Below are 22,395 nucleotides of genomic sequence, written 5' to 3' on the forward strand. Positions count from 1 at the left end.
CAAAAGAAATGAAACGATTCCTATTCGCTATTTTACTCTTTACCGGATTTGCGGTAAAAGCCCAACACAATCCTGATGATCAGATCCTATCCGACAACTGGGATGTGGTAGGCGGAGTAGACTTTAAGATTGTTAAAGACTCAGAAATGTATGCTGTTTACACGCCTGCAATTAAGAAACATGCCAACAAAACATTTGAACTGGAAGGATACATCGTTCCAATCAAGGATGGCATGAAACAAACGAAATTTATGCTTTCTACCTTACCCATCAACCAATGTTTTTACTGCGGAAAAAACGGCGTTCCAATCATGGTATTAGTAGAAATGACAGAACCCATTAAATTCACTTATAAAACAATTGTCGTAAAAGGCACGTTGAAATTAAACACGGGGAATGCTATGGACAACCCTCCAATTTCCATAATCAACGCAAAATCAATATAACCATGAAACTAGATCCTGTAAATATTTTAAAAGAACACGACCTTAAACACACCAAACAAAGGGTACGGGTACTGGAAGAAATTGCTTTGGATACGGTAGCGATCTCACAGCCAGAGCTAGAAAAAAAGCTAGGTAAGGAGATCGATCGCGTCACGCTTTACAGAATCCTCAATACTTACGAAGAAAAAGGAATAGTTCACCGCATTATGGATCTGAACGGCACTGCAAATTATGCATTATGCTCATCTGCTTGCTCGGAAGACCATCACCATGATGAACACGTACATTTTAACTGTACAACCTGTGGTAAAATCTATTGCCTGGAAGTAACGGTACCAAAAATCAAGATGCCAAACGGATTTACTGCTAAAACGGTCAATACTACGGCTTATGGTACTTGCGAAAAATGTAACGCCTTAATCGCTATTTCCGCATAGGTACATATTCAGGAGGCTAATCCTCCTTTCTTAAATATAAAAAACAGGAAGCTTTTGTTAAGCTTCCTGTTTTTTTATGAACCCATTTTTTATGAGCCCTATACTTCAAAAAAGTAGAGATTATGCCCAGGATTTATAGAGGAAGTTCAGCCAGTTCTTGTGAAAGATCAGCGCCAGATCTGCTGCTGAATAGCCTTTAGCAGCGAACATGTCCACCATTTTTTGCAAATCAGAGATCGTATCCAGATCGAAAGGCGACTGTTCTGTTCCAAAAGCACCATCTAAATCTGAACCGATGCCAATGTGCCTGGCATTACCCGCCAGCTGACAAATATGATCCGCATGTTCTACTACCTGTTGTAATCCACAATTCATTCCTTTTGGCGTAGAAACTCCTCTTTGCCAATTTGGAACAATCATCCAGGCATCTAAAGCGCCCCCAATAACCGCACCTCTATTAATCAGTGCAAGAATCTGTTCATCGCTATACTGTCTGTTATGGTTTACAAATGCCCGGCAATTGTTATGACTGGCCCAAACAGGACCTGAAAAATGATCTAATGCCTGCCAAAAAGCATCATCACAAAGATGTGTAGCATCAAGAATGAAGTTTAACCGTTCCATTTCTTTCAATAAATCGAGACCCATTTCGCCCATCTTCCCGGCAGCATCTGTTCCGTTTGCATATCGGCCAGGGCCATAATGCGCAGGTCCAATTGCTCTAAGTCCATATTGATGAGCGCGTTCCAGATAGAAGATGTCTACAATAGAATCCGCACCTTCCAAACTTAATATATAACCGATAGGCTTCTGATCATTTGAACTACCATCATTCCAAAGCTCGTAATGAGCTTTCAATTGTGCTGCATTAGTAATCTGAAACAGCTGACCTGCTGCTTCCATGGTTTTATACCAGGCCAATTGTCCCTGAGTTTGTGCCCAGGCTTGTTCTGGCGAGTTCCAACCTGGAATTAAACTATCGGATTTCACGTAACGGGCAATTTGTGTAGCGACTACTATCCCAATATTTCCTTTCCTAAGCTCCGGAAATGACACGGTAGAATTTCCTCGATCAGGCTTATCTGTCATCCCTTTTTCAAGGCTTCTAATTGTGCTGACCGGCAACCTCAAATCCCGGTTCCATTCCATAGCATTCATACTAAGATCCAGGTGGGCATCGATTATAAACATAGATTCTAATGGTTAAAATAATTCAAAAACTGCTTCTACTTCTACCGGAATATTATCCGGCAAAGAGCCCATTCCTACTGCACTTCTTACCCCAATCCCATTCTCCTGTCCCCATACAGACGCAAACAACTCACTACACCCATTGATGATAAAAGGGTGTCTTTCAAAATCCGCAGAACAGTTAACCATCCCTAAAACTTTGATCACCCTTTTCACCACATCAAGACTACCGAAATTGGTTACAATAGTAGATAGCATCGTCAAGCCAACTTGTCTGGCTGCAAGCTTTCCAGCTTCAGGATCCATATCTACCCCAATTCTTCCAATTATCAGCGACTGATCTGGCTGTACCGGCCCATGTCCTGATAAATATAAATATTTACCCTCTACTAAAAACGGTTTATAAATTCCAAGCGGTTTTGGAGCAGGCGGCAATATAAGTTCTAATTTCAAAAATGCTTCTTGGGCTGATAAATTCATGGCAATTATTATATAATTTTTGTTTAAATATTTTTATTTATCCCACCATACACGAGTGGTCAATGTATTTGCACCTTGACGGCTAATCGCTTCCTGTACGTTTTTGGTATTACTTGCCCCTTCAGCATTTGGGTAAATCAATCTACGGGGAATCGTTCCTCCGGTTACATTACCAGGATAATTTACGGGAACCAGCACCGGATACCCAGTTCTTCTCCAATTCGCAAACACCTCATATTCATCCAGGTATAAGGACACCCAAATCTGGGTATTGATCTGTTCCATTTGTTTATCAAATGAAACACCACTTTGATAAGGATGAGCAAGCCAGTATTGATCTCTAGAACCTGTAGCGATGCTATAACTTGCACCATAAGCAGTCGCCTGATCAAATGATGCATTTACTCCTTTTTGATAAAACTCAGCAGTTGTACCCAGGTTATTCCAGCCACGAAGTGCCGCTTCTGCCAGGTATAGATTGGTTTCTGCATTGCCTAATACCAATAATGGTGCATCTAGCCTGAACACTGTATTCTGGTTGGGTTCAGAATAAGTACCTAAATCACTTGCGGAAGGCGCTATACCTACCCCATTTGGGAAACCTTTTTGAATAGCAGGATTTGGATCTTGCGTCGTACCCACCCAGACACCAGCATATACACTCAATCTTGGATCATTGTTGTTTTTAAGGTAATTGATAAATGTGGCACTTAATTTACCCCCTTCAATGTTGTTCTTACCAAAAGAATTGGCAGAAAAATCTCTACTTCTAGACTCTCTGGCTGCAGGATTACGATTCAAATCCTGTGGTCCATCCGTATATTTCATGGTCGCATTGTCTTCTTTATTCAAGATCACACCGCCGGAAATTGCCTTTTTCACCCAACTTTCTGAAAGTGCTGCATCTTTTTTGCTCAACCTCAGCCCTAACCTCAGCATCATAGAATAAGCGAACTTCTTCCATTTTACCACATCACCATTGTAAATAAAATCGTTGCCACCAAAAGAAGGCTTTGCAGCATCTAATCCTTTTGCAGATTCATCCAACTCTTTCAGCAGATCCTTATAAATCGATTCCTGAGTATCATACTTAGGATTGAAATTTAAATCCGTTAGTCCTTTTCCAGCTTCACTATAAGGAACATCACCATACAAATCAGTGATTCTATGGTAAATAAAAACCCTCCATATGCGTGCAATATTTAATTTATTGACATCAGTAGGATTCGCTTTTACTGCTCTGATGACTTCTTCAATTTCATTCACAGCAATGGGATATCCATCCGTAAAATAAGGTGCCTGATAAAAATCATTGGCAAAGTATTTATCTCCAATTCCGGAAACCTCTTTGTAGGTTGCATAATGCTGGATAAAGCCTCCAAGGTTCAATACTGCTGTCAGGTAATAGTTATTACTCATGGCGCTCAATTGCGACTTTGAAAACAAAAAAGCGGGGGTTGGTGTCGATAAAGAGTTTGGATTCTCATTCAAATCTCCAAAATCCTTGGTACATCCTGAAATCGTTAGGATCAACAGGGTACTTATATAGTATATATATCTTTTCATTGGTGCTGATGTTTAAAATTTAACCGTTAAATTCAATCCGTAACTTCTGGTGCGCGGCACGCCAAACTGCTCAATACCCTGTGCATTTCCTGCGCTAAACACAGATTCAGGATCTACATTTGGCGTTTTCTTATAAAGGATAAAAAGGTTACGACCTACCAGGGAAAGTGTAGCAGAACTCAATTTTGATAACATTTTCACTTTACTGACTGGCAATTGATAAGTCAGCACCACCTGACGCAGTTTAATAAAACTGGCATCATACACAAATAGTGAAGAGATATTTCTAAAACCATCTCCATAATATTTCTCTAGTAGCGAAGGATCGATCACCATATTCACTGGGTTTCCGCCTATATCTACCCCATTAATAGGCACTCCTGTATCACGGCCGCCAAGTGTCATTTTTGTGAGCCCCATACGGGTACCATATAAATCAGTACCGGAATACAAGCTTCCACCGAATTTACCATCAATCAAAATGTTCAAACTGAATTTCTTATACCTGAAATCATTTGAAAACCCAACTGCCCAGGGATGCACCCCTTGTCCAAGTTGCTCTAGAGGTCCGGGAACTGGCGTAGCAACACCCCCTGAAACATTATAAACCGTCTTCCCATTCGCATCTTTCAATTCTCTTCTCCCCATAATCACACTGTATGGACTACCTACCTTACTATAGATATAGGCATAACCATTTACGGCAGAGGCCATCACAATAGAATTCAGATTTTCTGCAAGTTGCAACACTTCATTTTTGTTATAAGCAGTATTTACACTGGTATTCCATGAGAAATTAGCTTTATCAATAACCTTCCCTGTTAACAGGAGTTCTACCCCTTTATTACTAATCTCTCCCACATTTAACAAGGCGGTTCTATAGCCTGAGCCAGTGGAAACCGTGGTTTCAACGATATCTTTAGTAGTGCTTCTATCGTACCATGCAAAGTCTATCCCTAATCTGTTTTGAAACAATGAAGCTTCAAAACCTAGTTCAAAAGTGGTAGAAGTTAAAGGACTTAGATTCGGATTAGGAATTCTGGTGCTTGTTACCTGCTGCAACTGTTGACCGAGGTGTCCATTTTGAATCATAGAATAAGAAGGATTCAAGGCATAAGGATCTGGTGTCGCTCCTCCTACCTGTGCCCATGAAGAGCGCAACTTTGCATACTGAATCCAGGAAGGCATTTTCAATATCGAAGACAGAATTACACTCGTTCCAATCGATGGGTAAAATATCGTATTATTTTTAGGTGCAAGTGTAGAAAACCAGTCCTGGCGACCAGTTAAAGTCAGGAAAACCAGGTTTCTATAATCAAGATCTGCAGATCCAAATAAAGAAGAGGTTTTCGTTTTACCATAGGGATAGGTAGTAGTCACAGTTCCTAAATTCGAAATAGAGTAGAAGTTTGGAGTGATAAAATCTTTCCCTTGAATCAACACTTCATCCCTTTTAGAAGATCGGTTATTAACCCCAAATAAAGCATTCAAAGAGAAACCTTCCAAAAGATTCTGTTTGTTATAATTGATAGTCACCTCACTATTGATAGTGGTTAGATTAGATCTTTCTTCCTTCGCACCACCTAATGGCGTGTATAAAGAGCCTGTTGGCACGATACCTAAGTATTTAAAGTCATTATAATCCTGACCGATTCTGGCATTAAAAAATAACTCCGGCAATAAGTTTAACTTCAGGTTGACCATAGATAGGAAGCGGTTCCTGGTATCGTTCTTTTTAAACTTGTTGACTACAAAATAAGGGTTACTCGCAATTGGCACAGGGTTCCAGGCAACTTCATTACCATTATCATCATATCCTGGCGCCAGATCACGAATATCAACCGTGTTTGCAATCATATATGTACCCCAGTTCGGATTACCATAAGCATCATTCACAACCGTTCTGTTCTTTGCATTTTCCAGATTATACTGCATCACCGCATCAATCCTTAACCATTTGGAAAGCACCAACTCTCCAGCAAAATTGAAGGTCTTTCTATTGAAAGTTGTATTGGGAACGATGCCCCTATTGTCCATATCTGATAGTGAGAACCTACCATTTGCCGATTCACTACCACCAGAAAGGGCAAGCGTATTGGTTGTGGTAGTTCCTGTCTGATAGAAATTCTGAATGTTATCTTTCTGTGGACTGTAAGGTCTTTTTACCCCATCAAACTGGATCACATCTGAGCCATCCATTTTTGCCCCCCAGGAAGAGCGTCCCGCAGCAATTGCCTCTGCTTGTGTCAATGGTTTAACTCCATTTTTACCAGCTCCATATTCATATTGCCAATCTGGAATCACAACTGGTGATTCCATCGTAAACCCAGAATTGAAATCTATGCCCAGACCTTTTTGTGGGCCACCTCTTTTAGTTTTGATCAAAATCACCCCATTGGAGGCCAAAGAGCCATATAAAGCTGCTGCGGTTCCCCCTTTTAAGATGGTGATACTTTGAATATCATCCGGATTAATCCCTGAAATTCCATCACCACGGTCTATGTTTAAACCATTGGCAATCCCATCGGCAGTATAACCTTCGGTTAATGGTAAACCAAGTAAGGTATTGTCAATCGGCATATCATTAACCACATATAAAGGTTGGTTGTTTCCGTTTAAGGAACCATTTCCCCTAATGATCACCCTACTGGAACCACTTGGTCCTGTGGCAGTACTTGTCGCATTTACCCCTGCTACTTTACCTACCAGCGCATTAGCGAGATTGGTTTCTCTTGCCTGCGTAAATTCAGTACCTTTTACTTCTGTTAGTGCATAAGGCAATGCTTTTCTGTCTTTCTTGATCCCCATTGCAGTTACGACCACCTGGTTCAGGGTGTTTTCATCTGCTGGCGAAAGTTGTACTTCTATTTGACTTTCTAGCTGTACCTGTACTTCTTTCTTTTTATAGCCGATATAGGTAAAGATCAAAGTTTGTGGCCCTTCAGGAATGCTCAGTACAAAGTTTCCTTTTTCATCAGTTTTTGTTCCTCTTTTAGGGTCTGACTTCAGGACTACAGATACCCCAGGAATGGATAGCTGATCATCGGAGGCGGTCACACGTCCTTTAATTTCCCGCAAATTTACCTCAACATAGGCTATCGGAGCTGCTGTTGCAAAAACTGCTGGTATTGGCACCGCTATCGGTCCCAACAATAGAAACAGTAATGGTAGTTTTCGAATCATGGTTTTTTGGTTAGGTGGTTTGGTTAGGTTAAGAGTAAAATGCCTGAATCAGGAAGCAGATTACAAAATCAAATATAGAATTGTTTTGGATTAATTGCATATTATTTGCAATTATTTTTTGCAACAAAACTAATAACATACCGCAAAGCCATTCCAGGCACTCCTTCCTTAAAAAAGAAACCAAAACCCTCAAAAAACTCTCAAAACTTAAAAAACAAAAGAAAACTTTTTATAAAGCCATGGGGCGGCTAAAGAAAAATGAATTTAAAAAGAAACACCTAAGCCCTCTATTTTGCAAAAAATCTGCAATAAAAAAAAAGAGGGCAACCTGAATCAGGATGCCCTCTTTAATATCAATTTGGATCTACTAGTGACCTTGGTGACCATCTGCACCGTGTGCATGGCCATGACTTAATTCTTCTTCAGTAGCTTCGCGTACAGAAAGGATTTTACCTGCAAAAATCAGGTTTTTTCCTGCCATTGGGTGATTCAAATCTACAGAAACAGAAGTTTCGTGGATTGCAGTAACACCAGCTCTGAAATGGTTACCTTGGTTATCTTGCAAAGGAATTACATCACCTACAGCAGGTAATCCAGCTTCTTTGAACATATCGATAGGCAAGTCAGCGAAAGCTCCCGGATCTAAATCACCGTAACCATCAGCTGCAGTAAGCTCAAAGCTATACTCATCACCAACATTTAATCCAGCCAAATGCTCTTCGAACTTTGGCAACATCATTCCTGTACCATAAAGAAACACAAGCGCATTTTGCTCATCTGCTTTCTCTACAAAAACTTGTTGTCCTTCTTCATTAGTCGTATGCAATTCGTACGTTAATGATACTACTGTATTGGGTTTAATACTCATTATGATGTTATTTTAGTTATCAATTTTAATGCTTCATCAACAGTAGTTACTGGCAACTGGCACACTTTATTTCGGCAAATATAGATTTTTGTTTCAATGCTTTCCTTATCTTTTAACAAAGGCAACGTTGAATTTGTTCCTGAGAGGATAATCTTATTGGGAATATACAGGGTATTTATTTCTCTTTTCAAGGCATTTACCGCTCTTCCTGCTAAGGCAATTTCGTTGATTCCATAGACCTCATTTAACAGCTGAATCGCCCAATTTGAGTATGCAGAGCCATAAGTCTTAAGCTGTGGTTGTACCGCAGCAAGCATAGCTGATGCCCGGTTCAAATACACTTCCTCGTCGAACAGCAGACCCAGCATCTGTAAGTTTTGCGACATCACAGAATTTGATGCAGGGATTACATTATCCATCACTTCGTGCTTCCTTGCAATCAATATTTCACCATCTGATGGTGTATAGAAAAACATCGGACTGTCAGGATCTGCAAAATATTGAATTACATAATCTGTAAGTACTTTCGCTTCCAATAACCATTTCTCATTAAAATCTGCCTGATACAGACTAAGCAGTGCTTCAATAAAAAAAGCATAATCATCCAGAAATCCTGGAATGCTTACTTTCCCCTTCTTGAAATTACGATACAATCCCCCGTCAGGAGTCCTCATGAAACTGAGGATAAAATCAGCAGCCTTTATTGCTGGGCTCAGATAAGCAGGTTCATCGAAAACATCTGCACTTTCCGCCAGGCCTTTGATGGCCAACGCGTTCCAGGCGGTCAAACACTTATCATCCAATCCTGGCCGAATCCGTTGATCCCTATATAAGCGCAACTTTTCTTTGGCAGCCTTTACTTTGGCTTGCAACTCATCCAGGTAAATACCCTTTTCCGCCGCAAACTCTGGGTCTGTTAATTTTCTTCGGAGGATATTCGTCTGCTCCTCTTCCCAATTCCCTTCCTCAGTAACCTGATAATAATCCGAGAGCAGCATATAATCTGCATCCGTAATCACTTCAAAGGCCTCTTGACCCCAAACATAATACTTACCTTCTACCCCTTCGCTATCTGCATCCAATGCCGCATAGAACAACCCTTCAGGTGAAGTCATTTCCCTGCTCAACCAGGCAATGCTTTCTTCTGCAACCTCTTTAAACAAAGGAATCCGACTATACTGATACGCTTCTCCATACAAGCTGATCAACTGTGCATTATCATACAACATCTTCTCAAAATGGGGAACATTCCATTCCTTATCTACCGAGTACCGGGCAAAACCTCCGGCTATCTGATCATAAATACCTCCTAAAGCCATCTTTTCTAAAGTCAGCAGGCTCGCCTGATGTGTCTCTTGATCGCCGGTTAAAAAACTATACCGTAACATAAACTGCCAGTTGTTTGGCATGGGAAACTTAGGCGCCCGGTTATAACCTCCTGCTTTAAGATCAAAAGAACGCTTCCAGGGATTAACTATTTCGGTAATATGTTCGAGGGTATACACATCAGACTTTACATTAGGAATGATTTTCTCCGCATTGCGGATACCATCCGTTAAGCGATCGGCATACTGTTTCGCTTGATTGGGATCATCTTCCCAAAGGGAAGCTACATTTTCCAGTACGCTCAGCCAATCTTCTTTTTTAAAATAAGTGCCTCCATAAATGGGGCGTTGATCTGGTAAACACAAACAGTTTAAAGGCCAGCCACCGCTACCTGTCATTAATTGAATCGCCAGCATATAGATCTGGTCGATGTCAGGACGCTCTTCCCGATCCACTTTAATACAGACGAAATTGCCGTTCATTACCTTTGCTACTTCATGGTTTTCAAAGCTTTCTCTTTCCATCACATGACACCAGTGACAAGCGGAATAACCAATGCTGACCAAAATGAGTTTATTTTCCTTTTGAGCTTTCTCCAGAGCCTCTTTCCCCCATTCATACCACTGTACCGGATTATAGGCATGCTGTAAAAGGTAAGGTGAAGAGGCATTAATTAAGCGATTAGGTTCCATATTCATGAGATAAAGGTAAAAAATTGAGCAGGAACAGCATTTATTATGCGACAAAAGACAGATAAAGCCATGGATGCCCCTATCTTTAACAACAAATTAAAGACAGATAAAGCGACGGAAATGATCAGATTAAATAAAGACACCCCTTCAGAGGTATTACAAGAAGTAAAAAAAGGAGATCTGGTGACCGATACCTTTAGCAAAACCGGCCTGGTAGAAGAAATTGAAACTACTGATGATGGTTTATACAGGATTTACAATTTCCATCTGGTAACCGGCAGAACCATTACCATAAAAAAGTAGCCCTACTTTTCCGGCTGTAGTTTTACCCTGAGATTTTGAAAAGCGGTCATGGCAAGATTCTACTGATGTAATGTGACACAAAATCGGTATTTTTACTAAAAGCCACAACGCTATGAAGATCATCCACACAGAGATTTACCGCTTTAGCATTCCTATGATTCCTTTTGTGATTGCAACAGGCACCATGGATTTTGCACAAAATGTGCTGATCAAAATACATACTGATTCCGGGATTTACGGCGTTGGGGAATGCTCAGCTTTCCCAATGATTGTTGGAGAAAGTCAGGAAACTTGTCTGGCGATGGCAAAAGTTTTTGCTAAAATCCTGATTGGAAAAGACCCACTTGACATTCCGGAAAGGATGAATGATTTAATGGGTTATGCACACAACGGAACCATCAAAAGCGCTTTTGACATGGCCTTATTTGATATTTCCGCAAAACATGCCAAACAACCCTTATATCAATTTCTTGGTGGACAAAAGAGAATTGTTGAAACCGACATGACCATTGGTATAGACCATCCGGAAACCATGGCCAGCGCTGCAGTAAAATACCAGCAACAAGGCTGCAACATTTTAAAAGTCAAACTAGGAAAAAACATCAAAGAAGATATTGAGCGCATTAAACAAATCCGGGAAGCAGTAGGAGAAAACCTAAAAATCCGGCTCGATGCAAATCAGGGATGGAATTTTGATGATGCACTTTTTGGCCTGGGCAAACTTGCCGAATACGATATAGAATTCTGTGAGCAACCCATGCGAACCTGGTACGACGATTATTTACCTGAATTAAACCTCAATTCTCCGGTTAAAATCATGGCCGATGAAAGCTGCTATAACCATCACGACGCTAGGAAACTGATCAATAGTAAGTCCTGCGAATACCTGAACATCAAATTCGCCAAATCCGGGGGCATACTGGAAGCCCAAAAGATCCATGAAGTTGCGCTTCAAACCGGCACAAAATGTATGATTGGCAGTATGCTCGAAAGCAGGATTGCTACTACTGCTAACCTACATTTCGCTTTATCCTGTCCAAATGTAATCTTCTTTGATCTCGATACCTGTCTACTCGGGCACCTGATCGATCCGGTTATAGGCGGATTAACCTATAACGGATATCTTCTGGAAGTCCCCGACAGTCCGGGTATTGGAGCGGATGCAGATCCGGAATTTTTAAAAACCTGCGAGCGTTTCCTCGTTTAGCAGTTATTATGGTATATCACTTAGGAACAAGCCCATACCTTGTTCCTTATTCCTGTTTTTCCTAAGCCCTCCTTTTATTTGCGGAAAAATCAACAATTCCCGTATAAACACCTCTTGATTTTTTTAATCAATTTTATTAATTTGGTAAACTTAGTTTACAAACACCACCACATTAATGATAGACTACCATAAACAAGCTGTCTTATTTCAACAGTTATATGTTCTCAAAAAACTAACAGACGATTGGGGCGAGAAGAACATATGCCCTCTTCATCAACCGCAGTTCAACATGGCCTTCATGCCATTTTTTATGGCCGTTGGTTTAAATGGAAAATCCAGCAGTGCAATTGCAGCAAGCCTCAAAGTAAGTAGACAAGCTACAGGGAAGATCATGAAAGAATTGGAGCAAAACGGCCTGATTAAAGCAGAAAAAAGCACCACAGACGCCCGTTCCAACCTCCTTCAACTCACTGAAGAAGGCCGAAATTTCTACCTGCAGGTGGCACAACAAGCAAGCCTGCTCACCAGCAAATACGAAAAACTAATTGGCAAGAAACAATTGGAAATGATGACTGAAACCATGGAAAAGATGATTCATTTCCATGAGAAATTACATCAATGCCACCTGATGGGTGGTACGCAAGGCTAAATTAGTAACTGAGGATTTTAGGAATCCTCAGTCGCTCAAAAGCAGTGCTATCGCCATTAAAAGCATTGAAATCTACTACATGATTGATCCCGGTAATCCGGGCTTTATCAGAATGCTGCCAGAAAAACCAATTGGTATCCCCGCTCACCTTCAGCTTTGCCTGATGGTAATGTGCAATCCATAAAGGGTATTCATCGAAATGCCCTTTTAAGTAATCTTTGTAAAAAGTAAGGCCGGAATAGATAATTGGTTTCACCTTCGTCTTTTTCTCAACATAACGGATAAACTCCTGAAGTTCTTTGCGCATACTGGCAGGGTCTACACCATTCAACTGCTCAATATCCACTACCGGTGGTAAATCCCCCTCTTCAAACTTTACCGTTTGCAGAAAAAACTTGGCTTGCCATTCACCGGATTTCTGAGGCCTGAAAAAATGATAAGCACCGCAAACAATCCCAGCTTTGGCCGCTTCCCTCCAATTACGCTGAAAATATGGATCTACACTTAAAATCCCTTCTGTAGCCTTTATAAAGGCAAATTTAACCTGTACCTCATCCTCTTTCATTGCCTTTACCTTACGCCAGTCTATCTTTCCCTGGTAATAAGAAACATCAATACCATGAATGGAATGTTTCTTAGGTATGCGAATGTCAAAACTGCTATAGGTACGGTAATTTGGATCTTGTCCCCAGTCTTTCATCCAGCGCCAGGTAGAACTAAATCCTTTGATGATATAACCATAATAAAATGGCGACAGCAGGATCAGCATTAACCCTACGATGGCAAACTTCCACTCCAAAGCCATTGCCTTTTTCTTCTTTACCACTTTCCGCTTTACCACAGGTTTTACGGCAGGCTTTTTTCTAGGCGTAACCGGCTTTCTTGCAACAGGAGTTTTTTTAAGTAAGGGAGAATCTGGTGGTACTAAAGGCATGCTGTAAAAATACAAAAGGGCAACCGATTTGGCTGCCCTTTTTTGAATAACTATTTATTCGATTTATAATCAAGTACTTATTTACTCAACTCTGCAAAATATTTGTGGAATAAAGGTAAAGTCTCAATTCCTTTATAATAGTTAAAGATGTCATATTTCTCATTTGGAGAGTGCAAAGCATCGCTATCTAATCCGAATCCTAACAATACCGATTTGATACCTAAGGCACTTTCGAATAATGCAACAATTGGAATACTACCACCACCTCTTGTAGGAATTGGTTTTTTACCAAATGAATCCAGGATGGCTTGTTCAGCAGCACGGTAAGCCACGCTATCTGTTGGAGTTACTACCGGCTCACCACCATGGTGTGCAGTTACTTTTACCTTTACATAATCAGGAGCAATACTTTCAAAATGCTTCGCGAAGATTTCAGAGATCTCTTCAGAAGTCTGATTTGGAACCAAACGCATAGAGATTTTAGCATTCGCTTTAGAAGGCAATACAGTTTTAGCACCTTCACCGATATAACCGCTCCAGATACCGTTTACTTCTAATGTTGGTCTTGTTCCAGTACGTTCTAAAGTAGAATAACCTTTCTCACCCCATTCCGCACCGATCTCCAGGTCTTCTTTATATTCATCCAGGTCGAATGGCGCTGAATTTAATGCCGCTTTTTCTGCCTCAGTTAATTCTACTACCTTATCATAAAATGCAGGAATAGTAATGTGGTTATTTTCATCATGTAATGAAGCAATCAATTTACATAAAATCGTTGCCGGGTTTGCTACTGCACCACCATATACACCAGAGTGTAAATCACGATTCGGACCTACTACTTCCACTTCCATATAAGCCAGGCCACGAAGTCCGGTTTCAATAGAAGGATTTTCCATGCTGATCATAGAAGTATCAGAAATCAATACTACATCTGCTTTTAAACGCTCGGTATTTGCTTTCACAAACACACCAAGGTTTGCAGAACCTACTTCTTCCTCACCTTCAATCATGAACTTTACGTTACAAGCTAAAGTATTGGTTTTCATCATCAGCTCAAAAGCTTTAACATGCATGTAGAACTGTCCTTTATCATCACAGGCACCACGTGCATAGATTTTACCATCACGTACAGTTGGCTCAAAAGGAGGCGTTTTCCATAACTCTAATGGATCTGCAGGCTGCACATCATAATGACCGTAAATTAAAACGGTAGGCAATGCTGCATCAATGATTTTCTCACCATAAACAATAGGATAGCCGGCAGTTTCGCAAACTTCAACATTATCCGCACCAGCTTCTTTCAGTTTCTGAGCTACAAAATCAGCTGTCTTCAATACATCACCTTTATATTTAGGATCTGCACTCACCGAAGGAAAACGTAACAGTTCAAACAATTCGTCTAAAAAACGTTGTTTGTTGTCTTCTACATATTTTTTAATCTCTTGCATAACAAATGGGTATTTTAACGCTCTAATTTGAGTCGATAAAACTAGAAAAATTTATTCTGAAAAGCGCATAAAAAAACCCTTATTAAAATCATTAATAAGGGTTAGGTAAAGGTAAATCCCCTTACAAACTCTTTTGTAATCCGACCAAATCCGTTACCAATTGATCTCTTAGTGCAATAAAATCATAGTTTACGAAATCACAAGAGTACTTTCTAAATGCCATTTTATAACCAATAGTAAACTCTCCCATTTCATAAGTACTGTCCTTAATCGCAGTATCCAGTTCCCCGTCATTTTCTGCAACACGCAAACCTTCAATCAGCTCATTGAAGATGTATTTTTTATCTTCTCTATGCGCATCAGTACTATATATAAAGGTGAATAAAGCTTCAGAATAAACCCTGATAGATTCCATCACATTAATATGATCAGAAATCGCTCTTTTCAAGCCTTTATTAATCTTCTCTTTTATTTCTGTTTCCGAACCAGCAGCAACTTCTGCATCTTCCTTCATCAGTTCCGACTTATATTCCTTTAGGGCATCAATACCCAAAAATGTCATTTTAACACCACCATCCACACTATCAATAAAAGCAGGTGCTACTATCTTTCCTTCAAAATCAGTCAAATGAACACCTATAACATCTACTTCAATTTCTAACTTCATAAAATATTTTTTATAAAAATATGAAAATAAACACAAATCCCCCTGAGACCCGGCATAAGAATAATTTATTAACTTCGTTTCGAACGCTATTTTATATACAAAATGCAAGATTTCAGGAACGAAAACATCGATATCAACCTACTGCCAAAATACGAGACGGTAGTCCTTAATAAAGTAAACAAGAAGTACTGGAAAGTCATCTTATTGAATATAGCGGTTTTTATGCTTTTCTTTGCCCTCGCTGCTTATCTCCTTATTTTCCTGCTTAAAATATCCTTACCCAAACCCTATCTTTTTATTGGCGGATACCTATTATTTGCACAGCTCTTGGTCAGCTTTTATGGGATCAGTATCAAGAAAAGAGGTTACGCCATCAGAGAAAAAGACCTGATTTATAAAAGTGGGATTATTTCTATAACCACTTCCGTTATTCCATTCAGCAGGATTCAACACATTACCCTCAATGAAGGCGTGTTTTCAAGAATGTTTCAATTGGCATCTTTACATATTTTTACCGCCGGTGGGATTTCGGGAAATATAGTCATCCCAGGATTGGATATCGAACTGGCCAGATCAATTAAAGAAGAACTCAGCAAGCAGATCAATCATCAGGAAACAACAGTTGCTGAAAACCCAATCCAGCATCCTACAGAAAATACGCAAGACAACAAAGAAGGTCATGAATTAACCAAAGACAGTGATGGAAACTAATTTTAGTACACCAAAAAGACAGTCTGTGGTAGGTGTAGTCATCATATTCGTCAACCACCTGCAACAAAGTATCAGGGTATTGATCTTTCCACTCATCCTGCTCCTTGCTCGTACCAAAAGCGGTGGTACGAACTACCTCCTTGCAGGATTCTTGATTTACCTTCTTATTCTTGCCATCTATTCCTACCTCAGCTACCTTAAATTTAGCTTTTATCTTGATGAGGAAAAACAGGAGTTTGTGATCCAAAAGGGTGTTCTCAATAGAGAAAACCTGATCATCCGACTGGATAAAATCCAACAGGTAAACATCAATCAATCCCTCATCCAAAGACTCGTTGGCGTATACAGCCTCGAAATTGATACCGCAGGAAGCGATAAAAAAGAAGCGAGTATCAGGGCCATCGACCACCAGGCGGCCACCATGCTTCGGGAAAAACTATTGAGTAAAAACTTTATAGCTGAAGTTGATCAAACGAATACAGCAGAAATTAGCGCAGCCAATACTTCTCCAGCCGAAAACCGTACTACTGCTAAAAATAACAGCCCATTACTCAAATTAAGCAACACTACCTTATTTAAAATAGGATTAACCTCCAATTACGGAGCAAGTATCGCACTATTGTCCGGTTTCATCTACGCAATTCTGGAGGCTACAAAAAACTACACTGAAGCTTTTGAACTCGAGGAAAATCCACTCCAGCAACTCAGCACCAAAGGACTTGGTTTAATCTCCCTCTGTGTACTCCTCATGCTAGCTTTGATGGTGGTTTTGGGTACCAACCTGATCAGAACCTTTATCAAATACTTCGACTTTGAAGTCAGAAGAGCGCAAAACTACCTATCTATCCATTCCGGTCTCTTTGAGAAGAAACACACCTTACTAAAACCTGCCCGGGTGCAAATCAGCAGCTACAGTCAGAATTACTTTCAAAAGAAACTAAACCTGATCAATCTAAAGTTCAAACAAGCGGCTTTCAGTACGGCTGCGGAGGCGGATCAGGACAATAAAAAGCATGACATCGAAATCCCTGGTTGTGATGAAAGAGAAAAGAATGAGCTGCTTAAAATGATCTACGACCGCTTACCGCTTCAAGGCAGTGCTTTTATTCCTAACTACCGGTTTTTATTCCTAACCGTCATGTTACGTATCGCCATCCCTGTCCTGGCTTTTACAGCTCTGGCCACTATAAAGCCCTCTTTACAGGAATATTTATGGTGGATTATCCCCTATTCCATTTTAGTAGGAACTGCCTTGTATTTTGAGTATGCTCATCACCGTCTATACGTATCCGAAGAGTTCATCATCAAAAAAAGTGGCATCTGGGACATCGAGTATCAAACTCTTGAACCTCATAAAATTCAAAAGGTAACGACCAAGCAATATTTCTGGCATAAGAAAGCGGATATTGGTCATTTGATACTACATACTGCCGCCGGAACCTTACATTTTAAGTATGGAAAGTATGCCGATATTCATCATATGGTAAACTATTGGTTATATAAAGTAGAGTCGGGCAAAAAAGATTGGATGTAACTCCAATAAGAGACATAGTTTTCTTATTTTTGTCCGAATGTGGATAGGCCTACCTTAGGAGAAGCCAATCAGAATACATGGTTTAAACAATACCTTTAAAAAGCAGAACAGGATAGCATTTTGGATTATTTAGCAGGATTAAACCCCCAACAACGCGCAGCAGTAGAAAACACCCAGGGACCAGCAATGATTGTCGCAGGTGCCGGCTCCGGAAAAACACGTGTCATCACTTATAGAGTAGCTCACCTGATTGAAAAAGGAGTAGATCCCTTCAATATTCTGGTGCTTACCTTTACCAATAAGGCCTCAAAAGATATGCGTGAGCGAATCATGAAAGTGATTGGCGCAGAAGCAAAAAACATCTGGATGGGTACTTTTCACTCCGTATTTGCGAAAATATTAAGAGTAGAAGCTGAAAAAATCGGCTATCCTTCCAGTTTCACCATCTATGATACAGACGACAGTAAAAGTCTGATCAGAGCGATCTTACGTGAGATGCAGCTTGACGACAAGCTTTACAATGCCAACTTCGTCTACAACAGAATCTCTTCCGCAAAAAACAACCTGGTTTCTCATACCGAATACCAGGAGAATGCAGAAATTCAAGCTGAAGATATTAGCAATAAACGCCCTTTAATTGGTGCGATTTATGAAACCTATACCAAACGTTGCTTCAAATCAGGAGCAATGGATTTTGACGATCTGTTGTTTAAAACCAATGTATTGTTAAAAAACCACCCTGATGTACTAAACAAATACCAACAGAAATTTAAATACCTGATGGTGGATGAGTACCAGGATACCAACTTTTCCCAGTATACCATCGTTAAGAAACTAGCAGCAGCTTACCAGAACATCTGTGTGGTAGGTGATGATGCCCAAAGTATTTATGCCTTCAGGGGTGCAAATATTCAGAACATCCTGAATTTTGAACGTGATTACCCGGATCTGAAAGTTTATAAATTAGAGCAGAATTACCGCTCTACCCAAAATATTGTAGAAGTTGCGAACAGCATCATCGCCAACAATAAAAACCAATTGGAAAAGAATGTATTCTCTGATAATGAGTCTGGCGACAGAATTAGGGTTCAGCGTGCATTTACTGACAATGAGGAAGGTAAAATTGTAGCCGAAGCCATCATTCAGGAACGCAGCTCTAAAGGCTATAACTACAATGATTTTGCCATTTTATACCGTACCAATGCGCAATCAAGAGCAATGGAGGAAGGTTTAAGAAAACTCAATGTTCCTTATAAAATCTATGGCGGCTTATCTTTCTACCAACGTAAAGAGATCAAGGATTTAATCGCCTATTTCCGCTTAACTTTCAATCCAAGTGATGAAGAAGCCATCAAAAGGGTCATCAATTACCCAAAAAGAGGGCTTGGAGATACCACGGTAGAGAAATTATTGGTTGCTGCAGATGAACACAATACCACCATGTGGGAAGTTGTTTGTAACCCACAGCAATATATTGCAGGAAGAATTGCCAATCAATTGAATGATTTTGCAATGATGATCAAGAGTTTCACCGTAGAAGCTAAGAAATTAGATGCCTACGAAGCAGCCTTGTACATTGCACAACATTCCGGAATTCTAAAAGAATTACATTCTGACATGACTGATGAAGGTCGTGGAAGACATGAAAACATACAGGAATTACTAAACGGGATCAAGGAATTTGGAGAACGCGAGGATATTGAAGACCGCAGTCTGGAAGTATTCATGCAGGATATCGCTTTGTTGACCAATGATGATAAATCAAATGACAAGAATGTAGACACCGTTTCTTTAATGACCATTCACTCTTCAAAAGGTCTGGAGTTTAAAAACGTGTTCGTGGTAGGTTTAGAGGAAAACCTATTCCCTTCGCAGATGTCCTTGAATTCGAGGTCTGACCTGGAAGAAGAACGCAGGTTATTCTATGTAGCGGTTACCCGTGCAGAAAAGAAACTTACCCTCACCTACTCTACATCAAGATACAGATGGGGAACGCTTACCAATTGTGAGCCGAGTCGTTTTATTGAGGAAATCAATCCCCGTTACCTGGAAATTGAAGTGCCAAAAGCGGCTAAAGTTAGCCCTGGCGAGGACAGTTTCTCTTCAGAAAGAAGAAGCTGGACGCAACAAAGAGACAGTTTCAGCAAGCCTAAGCCTGCTGCTTCCGGAACAACAACCGGTACATCAACAGCGCCAAGGCCAAAAACATCGGTATTGCCTAAAGCACACGTCCCTACTGCTGGCTTCGCACCTGATGCAGCCAACCTATTCCAAAATGGAATGGAAGTAGAGCATGAGAAGTTCGGTTTCGGTAAGATTGTGAGTCTGGAAGGTAGTTTACCTGATGTAAAAGCAACGGTATTTTTTCAAGGTCTGGGTAATAAGCAGTTATTATTAAAATTTGCTAAATTGCGAATTGTTAAATAAAATATATCTTTACAGAATCAGGATGAGTTTATAAAGCCCTGATTACTGCTAATTTAAATTAAGATTATACAAAATATAGCTTTATCTCGTTATCACCTGATACGATTGGCCTTTAGCAGATTTAGCTTACTCAAGAAGATTTAATACGCCCAATAGGGCCGACCGGTTCGCAAAACCGGTCGCACATAAAAATAATAAAGTATAATTATACAGATGAATTTCGATTATAATACCACAAGAAACGAGTTAATCCTCGCCGAATACGGCCGTAATGTACAGAACATGGTGAAGTACATTATTGAATTACCCGACCTTGAAGAACGTAATAAATACGCTCAGGCGGTGATAGATCTTATGGGATTCTTAAACCCCCATTTGCGTGATGTTGCTGACTTTAAGCATAAACTATGGGATCATTTACACATCATCTCAGGTTATAAAATCGATGTAGACTGCCCATATCCTAAGCCTACACCGGAAGACGCATTGGTGAAACCGAAACATATCGGCTATCCTCAGCAAAAAATCACCTACAAACATTACGGTAAAACTGTAGAAACGATGATCGAGAAAGCCAAAGCGGTTGACGATCCGGAGCGCAGAGCTGCAATGGTACAGGGCATTGCCAATTTTATGAAAATGGCTTATGTAACCTGGAACAAAGACAGTGTAGCTGATGAAACTATCCTAAAAAACTTACGCGAATTATCAGGCGGACAATTACAACTAGACGAAAATGTAAACCTGGCAAAGGTTGAGTTTAAACCTGCAGTAACCAGACCAGCGAACAGCAATAACCGCGGCAGACAAAATAACAACAACAGTAAAGGCAGACAAAACAATGCTAGCAATAGCAACAACAACCGCCCTCAACGCAACAATAATAATCCAAAACCACGTCACTAGTTCTGACCAATATACCATACTATACAAGCTTATTACAACATGAATGCATTCGAAATAATTGGTGGACAAAAGTTAAAAGGTGAGATTACACCTCAGGGGGCAAAGAATGAAGCCCTTCAAATTATCTCAGCAGTTTTATTAACTGAAGAAAAAATAACAATCAGTAACATCCCTGACATCAAAGATGTCAACAAATTAATTGAACTATTAGGAGACCTTGGTGTAACTGTAGAACGTCTTTCGAAAGACACTTATACTTTTGAAGCTAAAAACATCAACCTTGAATTCTTCCAATCAGATATATTTAAATCTAAAGGCGGTAGCTTAAGAGGATCAATTATGATCGTTGGACCGCTATTAGCGCGTTTTGGTAAAGCAGCAATCCCTAAACCTGGTGGCGATAAAATCGGCCGCAGAAGATTGGATACGCATTTCTTAGGCTTTGAAAAGCTAGGTGCCAAATTCGTTTATGATTCCAAAAAAGAGTTCTTTAACGTAGATGCAACTGCCCTTAAAGGTGCTTATATCCTAATGGATGAAGCTTCTGTAACAGGTACTGCAAATATTGTGATGACGGCAGTAATGGCCAAAGGAATCACCACAATTTACAATGCTGCCTGTGAGCCTTACTTACAGCAACTGTGTAAAATGTTAAACCGTATGGGTGCAAAAATCACTGGTGTAGGTTCTAACTTACTAACCATTGAAGGTGTAACCAAATTAGGCGGTACAGAACACCGTATGCTACCTGATATGATTGAAATCGGCTCTTTCATCGGCCTTGCCGCAATGACAGAATCGGAAATCACCATTAAAGATGTATGCTATTCTGAATTGGGTATTATCCCGGAAGTATTCAAAAAACTAGGTATCAAATTTGAGCTTAGAGGTGATGATATTTTCATTCCTTCTCAGAAGCACTATGTAATTGAGTCATTTATTGATGGATCAATGCTAACCATTGCAGATTCTCCATGGCCAGGATTTACGCCTGACTTATTGAGCATCGTATTGGTAGTAGCTACTCAAGCCAAAGGATCTGTATTGATTCACCAGAAAATGTTTGAAAGCCGCCTGTTCTTCGTAGATAAACTGATCGATATGGGTGCGCAAATCATCCTTTGTGATCCACACAGAGCAACAGTAAATGGTATCAACAAGCAATATAAATTAAGAGGAATCAGTATGACTTCTCCTGATATCCGTGCTGGAGTATCCTTATTAATTGCTGCATTATCTGCTGAAGGAAAATCAACAATCTTCAATATTGAGCAGATTGAGCGTGGTTACCAAGACATTGACACCCGTTTACGTGCCATTGGCGCGCAGATTAAACGTGTTGATGCCTCTGCACCAAGTCACTAAATATTAAAAATCAGGATCAATACCATGATCCTGATTTAATAACAAAGCATAAAAA

The 22,395-nt window shown here is 40.1% G+C and carries 19 protein-coding genes; 10 read left to right on the forward strand and 9 right to left on the reverse strand.

Features of this window, described 5'->3' with window-relative positions:
• Positions 1 to 8: 8 nt before the first annotated feature.
• Both R2S10_RS16070 and R2S10_RS16075 read left to right on the forward strand, forming a co-directional pair.
• Positions 9 to 446, forward strand: coding sequence for a hypothetical protein (locus R2S10_RS16070; protein WP_316841442.1), 438 nt, complete (start codon positions 9 to 11; stop codon positions 444 to 446).
• Between the two features lie 2 nt (positions 447 to 448).
• Positions 449 to 883, forward strand: coding sequence for a Fur family transcriptional regulator (locus R2S10_RS16075; protein ID WP_316841443.1), 435 nt, complete (start codon positions 449 to 451; stop codon positions 881 to 883).
• A gap of 120 nt (positions 884 to 1,003) precedes the next feature.
• Here the strand turns inward: R2S10_RS16075 and R2S10_RS16080 are convergent, their stop codons facing one another.
• From R2S10_RS16080 to R2S10_RS16105, 6 genes are all read right to left on the reverse strand, one after another.
• A complete protein-coding gene (locus R2S10_RS16080) occupies positions 1,004 to 2,074 on the reverse strand; it encodes a dipeptidase (protein ID WP_316841444.1) in 1,071 nt (356 codons plus the stop codon).
• Between the two features lie 12 nt (positions 2,075 to 2,086).
• A complete protein-coding gene (locus R2S10_RS16085) occupies positions 2,087 to 2,554 on the reverse strand; it encodes a RidA family protein (protein ID WP_316841445.1) in 468 nt (155 codons plus the stop codon).
• 33 nt (positions 2,555 to 2,587) lie between these two features.
• Positions 2,588 to 4,120 carry a SusD/RagB family nutrient-binding outer membrane lipoprotein gene (locus R2S10_RS16090; RefSeq protein WP_316841446.1) on the reverse strand — a complete coding sequence of 511 codons (1,533 nt, stop codon included), beginning with the start codon at positions 4,118 to 4,120 and terminating at the stop codon, positions 2,588 to 2,590.
• 12 nt (positions 4,121 to 4,132) lie between these two features.
• A complete protein-coding gene (locus tag R2S10_RS16095) occupies positions 4,133 to 7,303 on the reverse strand; it encodes a SusC/RagA family TonB-linked outer membrane protein (RefSeq protein ID WP_316841447.1) in 3,171 nt (1,056 codons plus the stop codon).
• 367 nt (positions 7,304 to 7,670) lie between these two features.
• Complete coding sequence (locus R2S10_RS16100) at positions 7,671 to 8,171, reverse strand: peptidylprolyl isomerase (RefSeq protein WP_316841448.1); 501 nt, start codon at positions 8,169 to 8,171, stop codon at positions 7,671 to 7,673.
• Complete coding sequence (locus R2S10_RS16105; protein ID WP_316841449.1) at positions 8,171 to 10,195, reverse strand: thioredoxin domain-containing protein; 2,025 nt, start codon at positions 10,193 to 10,195, stop codon at positions 8,171 to 8,173. The genes R2S10_RS16100 and R2S10_RS16105 overlap by 1 nt, the downstream gene beginning before the upstream one ends.
• 39 nt (positions 10,196 to 10,234) lie before the next feature.
• On the opposite strand from R2S10_RS16105, the gene R2S10_RS16110 reads away from it, so the two are divergent.
• The 3 genes from R2S10_RS16110 to R2S10_RS16120 all read left to right on the forward strand — a co-directional run bounded on the left by R2S10_RS16110 (position 10,235) and on the right by R2S10_RS16120 (position 12,348).
• Complete coding sequence (locus R2S10_RS16110; RefSeq protein WP_316841450.1) at positions 10,235 to 10,492, forward strand: hypothetical protein; 258 nt, start codon at positions 10,235 to 10,237, stop codon at positions 10,490 to 10,492.
• Positions 10,493 to 10,604: 112 nt separating this feature from the next.
• Positions 10,605 to 11,699 (forward strand): dipeptide epimerase, encoded by a 1,095-nt coding sequence (locus R2S10_RS16115; RefSeq protein ID WP_316841451.1) that lies wholly within the window; start codon positions 10,605 to 10,607, stop codon positions 11,697 to 11,699.
• Between the two features lie 175 nt (positions 11,700 to 11,874).
• On the forward strand, positions 11,875 to 12,348 hold the full coding sequence (locus R2S10_RS16120; RefSeq protein ID WP_316841452.1) for a MarR family winged helix-turn-helix transcriptional regulator: 474 nt from the start codon (positions 11,875 to 11,877) through the stop codon (positions 12,346 to 12,348).
• A 1-nt stretch (position 12,349) separates the two neighbouring features.
• Here R2S10_RS16120 and R2S10_RS16125 read toward each other — a convergent pair whose 3' ends face one another.
• The 3 genes from R2S10_RS16125 to R2S10_RS16135 form a co-directional block, all read right to left on the reverse strand.
• A complete protein-coding gene (locus R2S10_RS16125) occupies positions 12,350 to 13,282 on the reverse strand; it encodes a glycoside hydrolase family 25 protein (RefSeq protein ID WP_316841453.1) in 933 nt (310 codons plus the stop codon).
• 77 nt (positions 13,283 to 13,359) lie between these two features.
• The gene (locus tag R2S10_RS16130; protein ID WP_316841454.1) at positions 13,360 to 14,730 is read right to left on the reverse strand and encodes a dipeptidase; all 1,371 of its coding nucleotides are present in this window, start codon (positions 14,728 to 14,730) and stop codon (positions 13,360 to 13,362) included.
• Between the two features lie 121 nt (positions 14,731 to 14,851).
• A complete protein-coding gene (locus tag R2S10_RS16135; RefSeq protein WP_316841455.1) occupies positions 14,852 to 15,397 on the reverse strand; it encodes a hypothetical protein in 546 nt (181 codons plus the stop codon).
• 102 nt (positions 15,398 to 15,499) lie between these two features.
• On the opposite strand from R2S10_RS16135, the gene R2S10_RS16140 reads away from it, so the two are divergent.
• From R2S10_RS16140 to murA, 5 genes are all read left to right on the forward strand, one after another.
• A complete protein-coding gene (locus tag R2S10_RS16140; RefSeq protein ID WP_316841456.1) occupies positions 15,500 to 16,108 on the forward strand; it encodes a PH domain-containing protein in 609 nt (202 codons plus the stop codon).
• A complete protein-coding gene (locus tag R2S10_RS16145) occupies positions 16,098 to 17,642 on the forward strand; it encodes a PH domain-containing protein (protein ID WP_316841457.1) in 1,545 nt (514 codons plus the stop codon). Before R2S10_RS16140 ends, R2S10_RS16145 begins: the two co-directional genes overlap by 11 nt.
• Positions 17,643 to 17,762: 120 nt before the next feature.
• Positions 17,763 to 20,069: an ATP-dependent helicase gene (locus R2S10_RS16150; RefSeq protein WP_316841458.1), complete on the forward strand. Its 2,307-nt coding sequence runs from the start codon at positions 17,763 to 17,765 to the stop codon at positions 20,067 to 20,069.
• Positions 20,070 to 20,282: 213 nt separating this feature from the next.
• Positions 20,283 to 20,975, forward strand: a complete 693-nt coding sequence (locus R2S10_RS16155; protein WP_316841459.1) for a DUF4290 domain-containing protein — start codon at positions 20,283 to 20,285, stop codon at positions 20,973 to 20,975.
• A gap of 39 nt (positions 20,976 to 21,014) precedes the next feature.
• Entirely contained in the window at positions 21,015 to 22,340 is a 1,326-nt protein-coding gene (gene murA, locus R2S10_RS16160) for a UDP-N-acetylglucosamine 1-carboxyvinyltransferase (protein WP_316841460.1), read from the forward strand.
• The last annotated feature ends 55 nt before the right edge of the window (positions 22,341 to 22,395 follow it).

This window comes from Pedobacter gandavensis, from assembly GCF_032678745.1.
In the GTDB taxonomy this organism is placed as follows: domain Bacteria; phylum Bacteroidota; class Bacteroidia; order Sphingobacteriales; family Sphingobacteriaceae; genus Pedobacter; species Pedobacter gandavensis_C.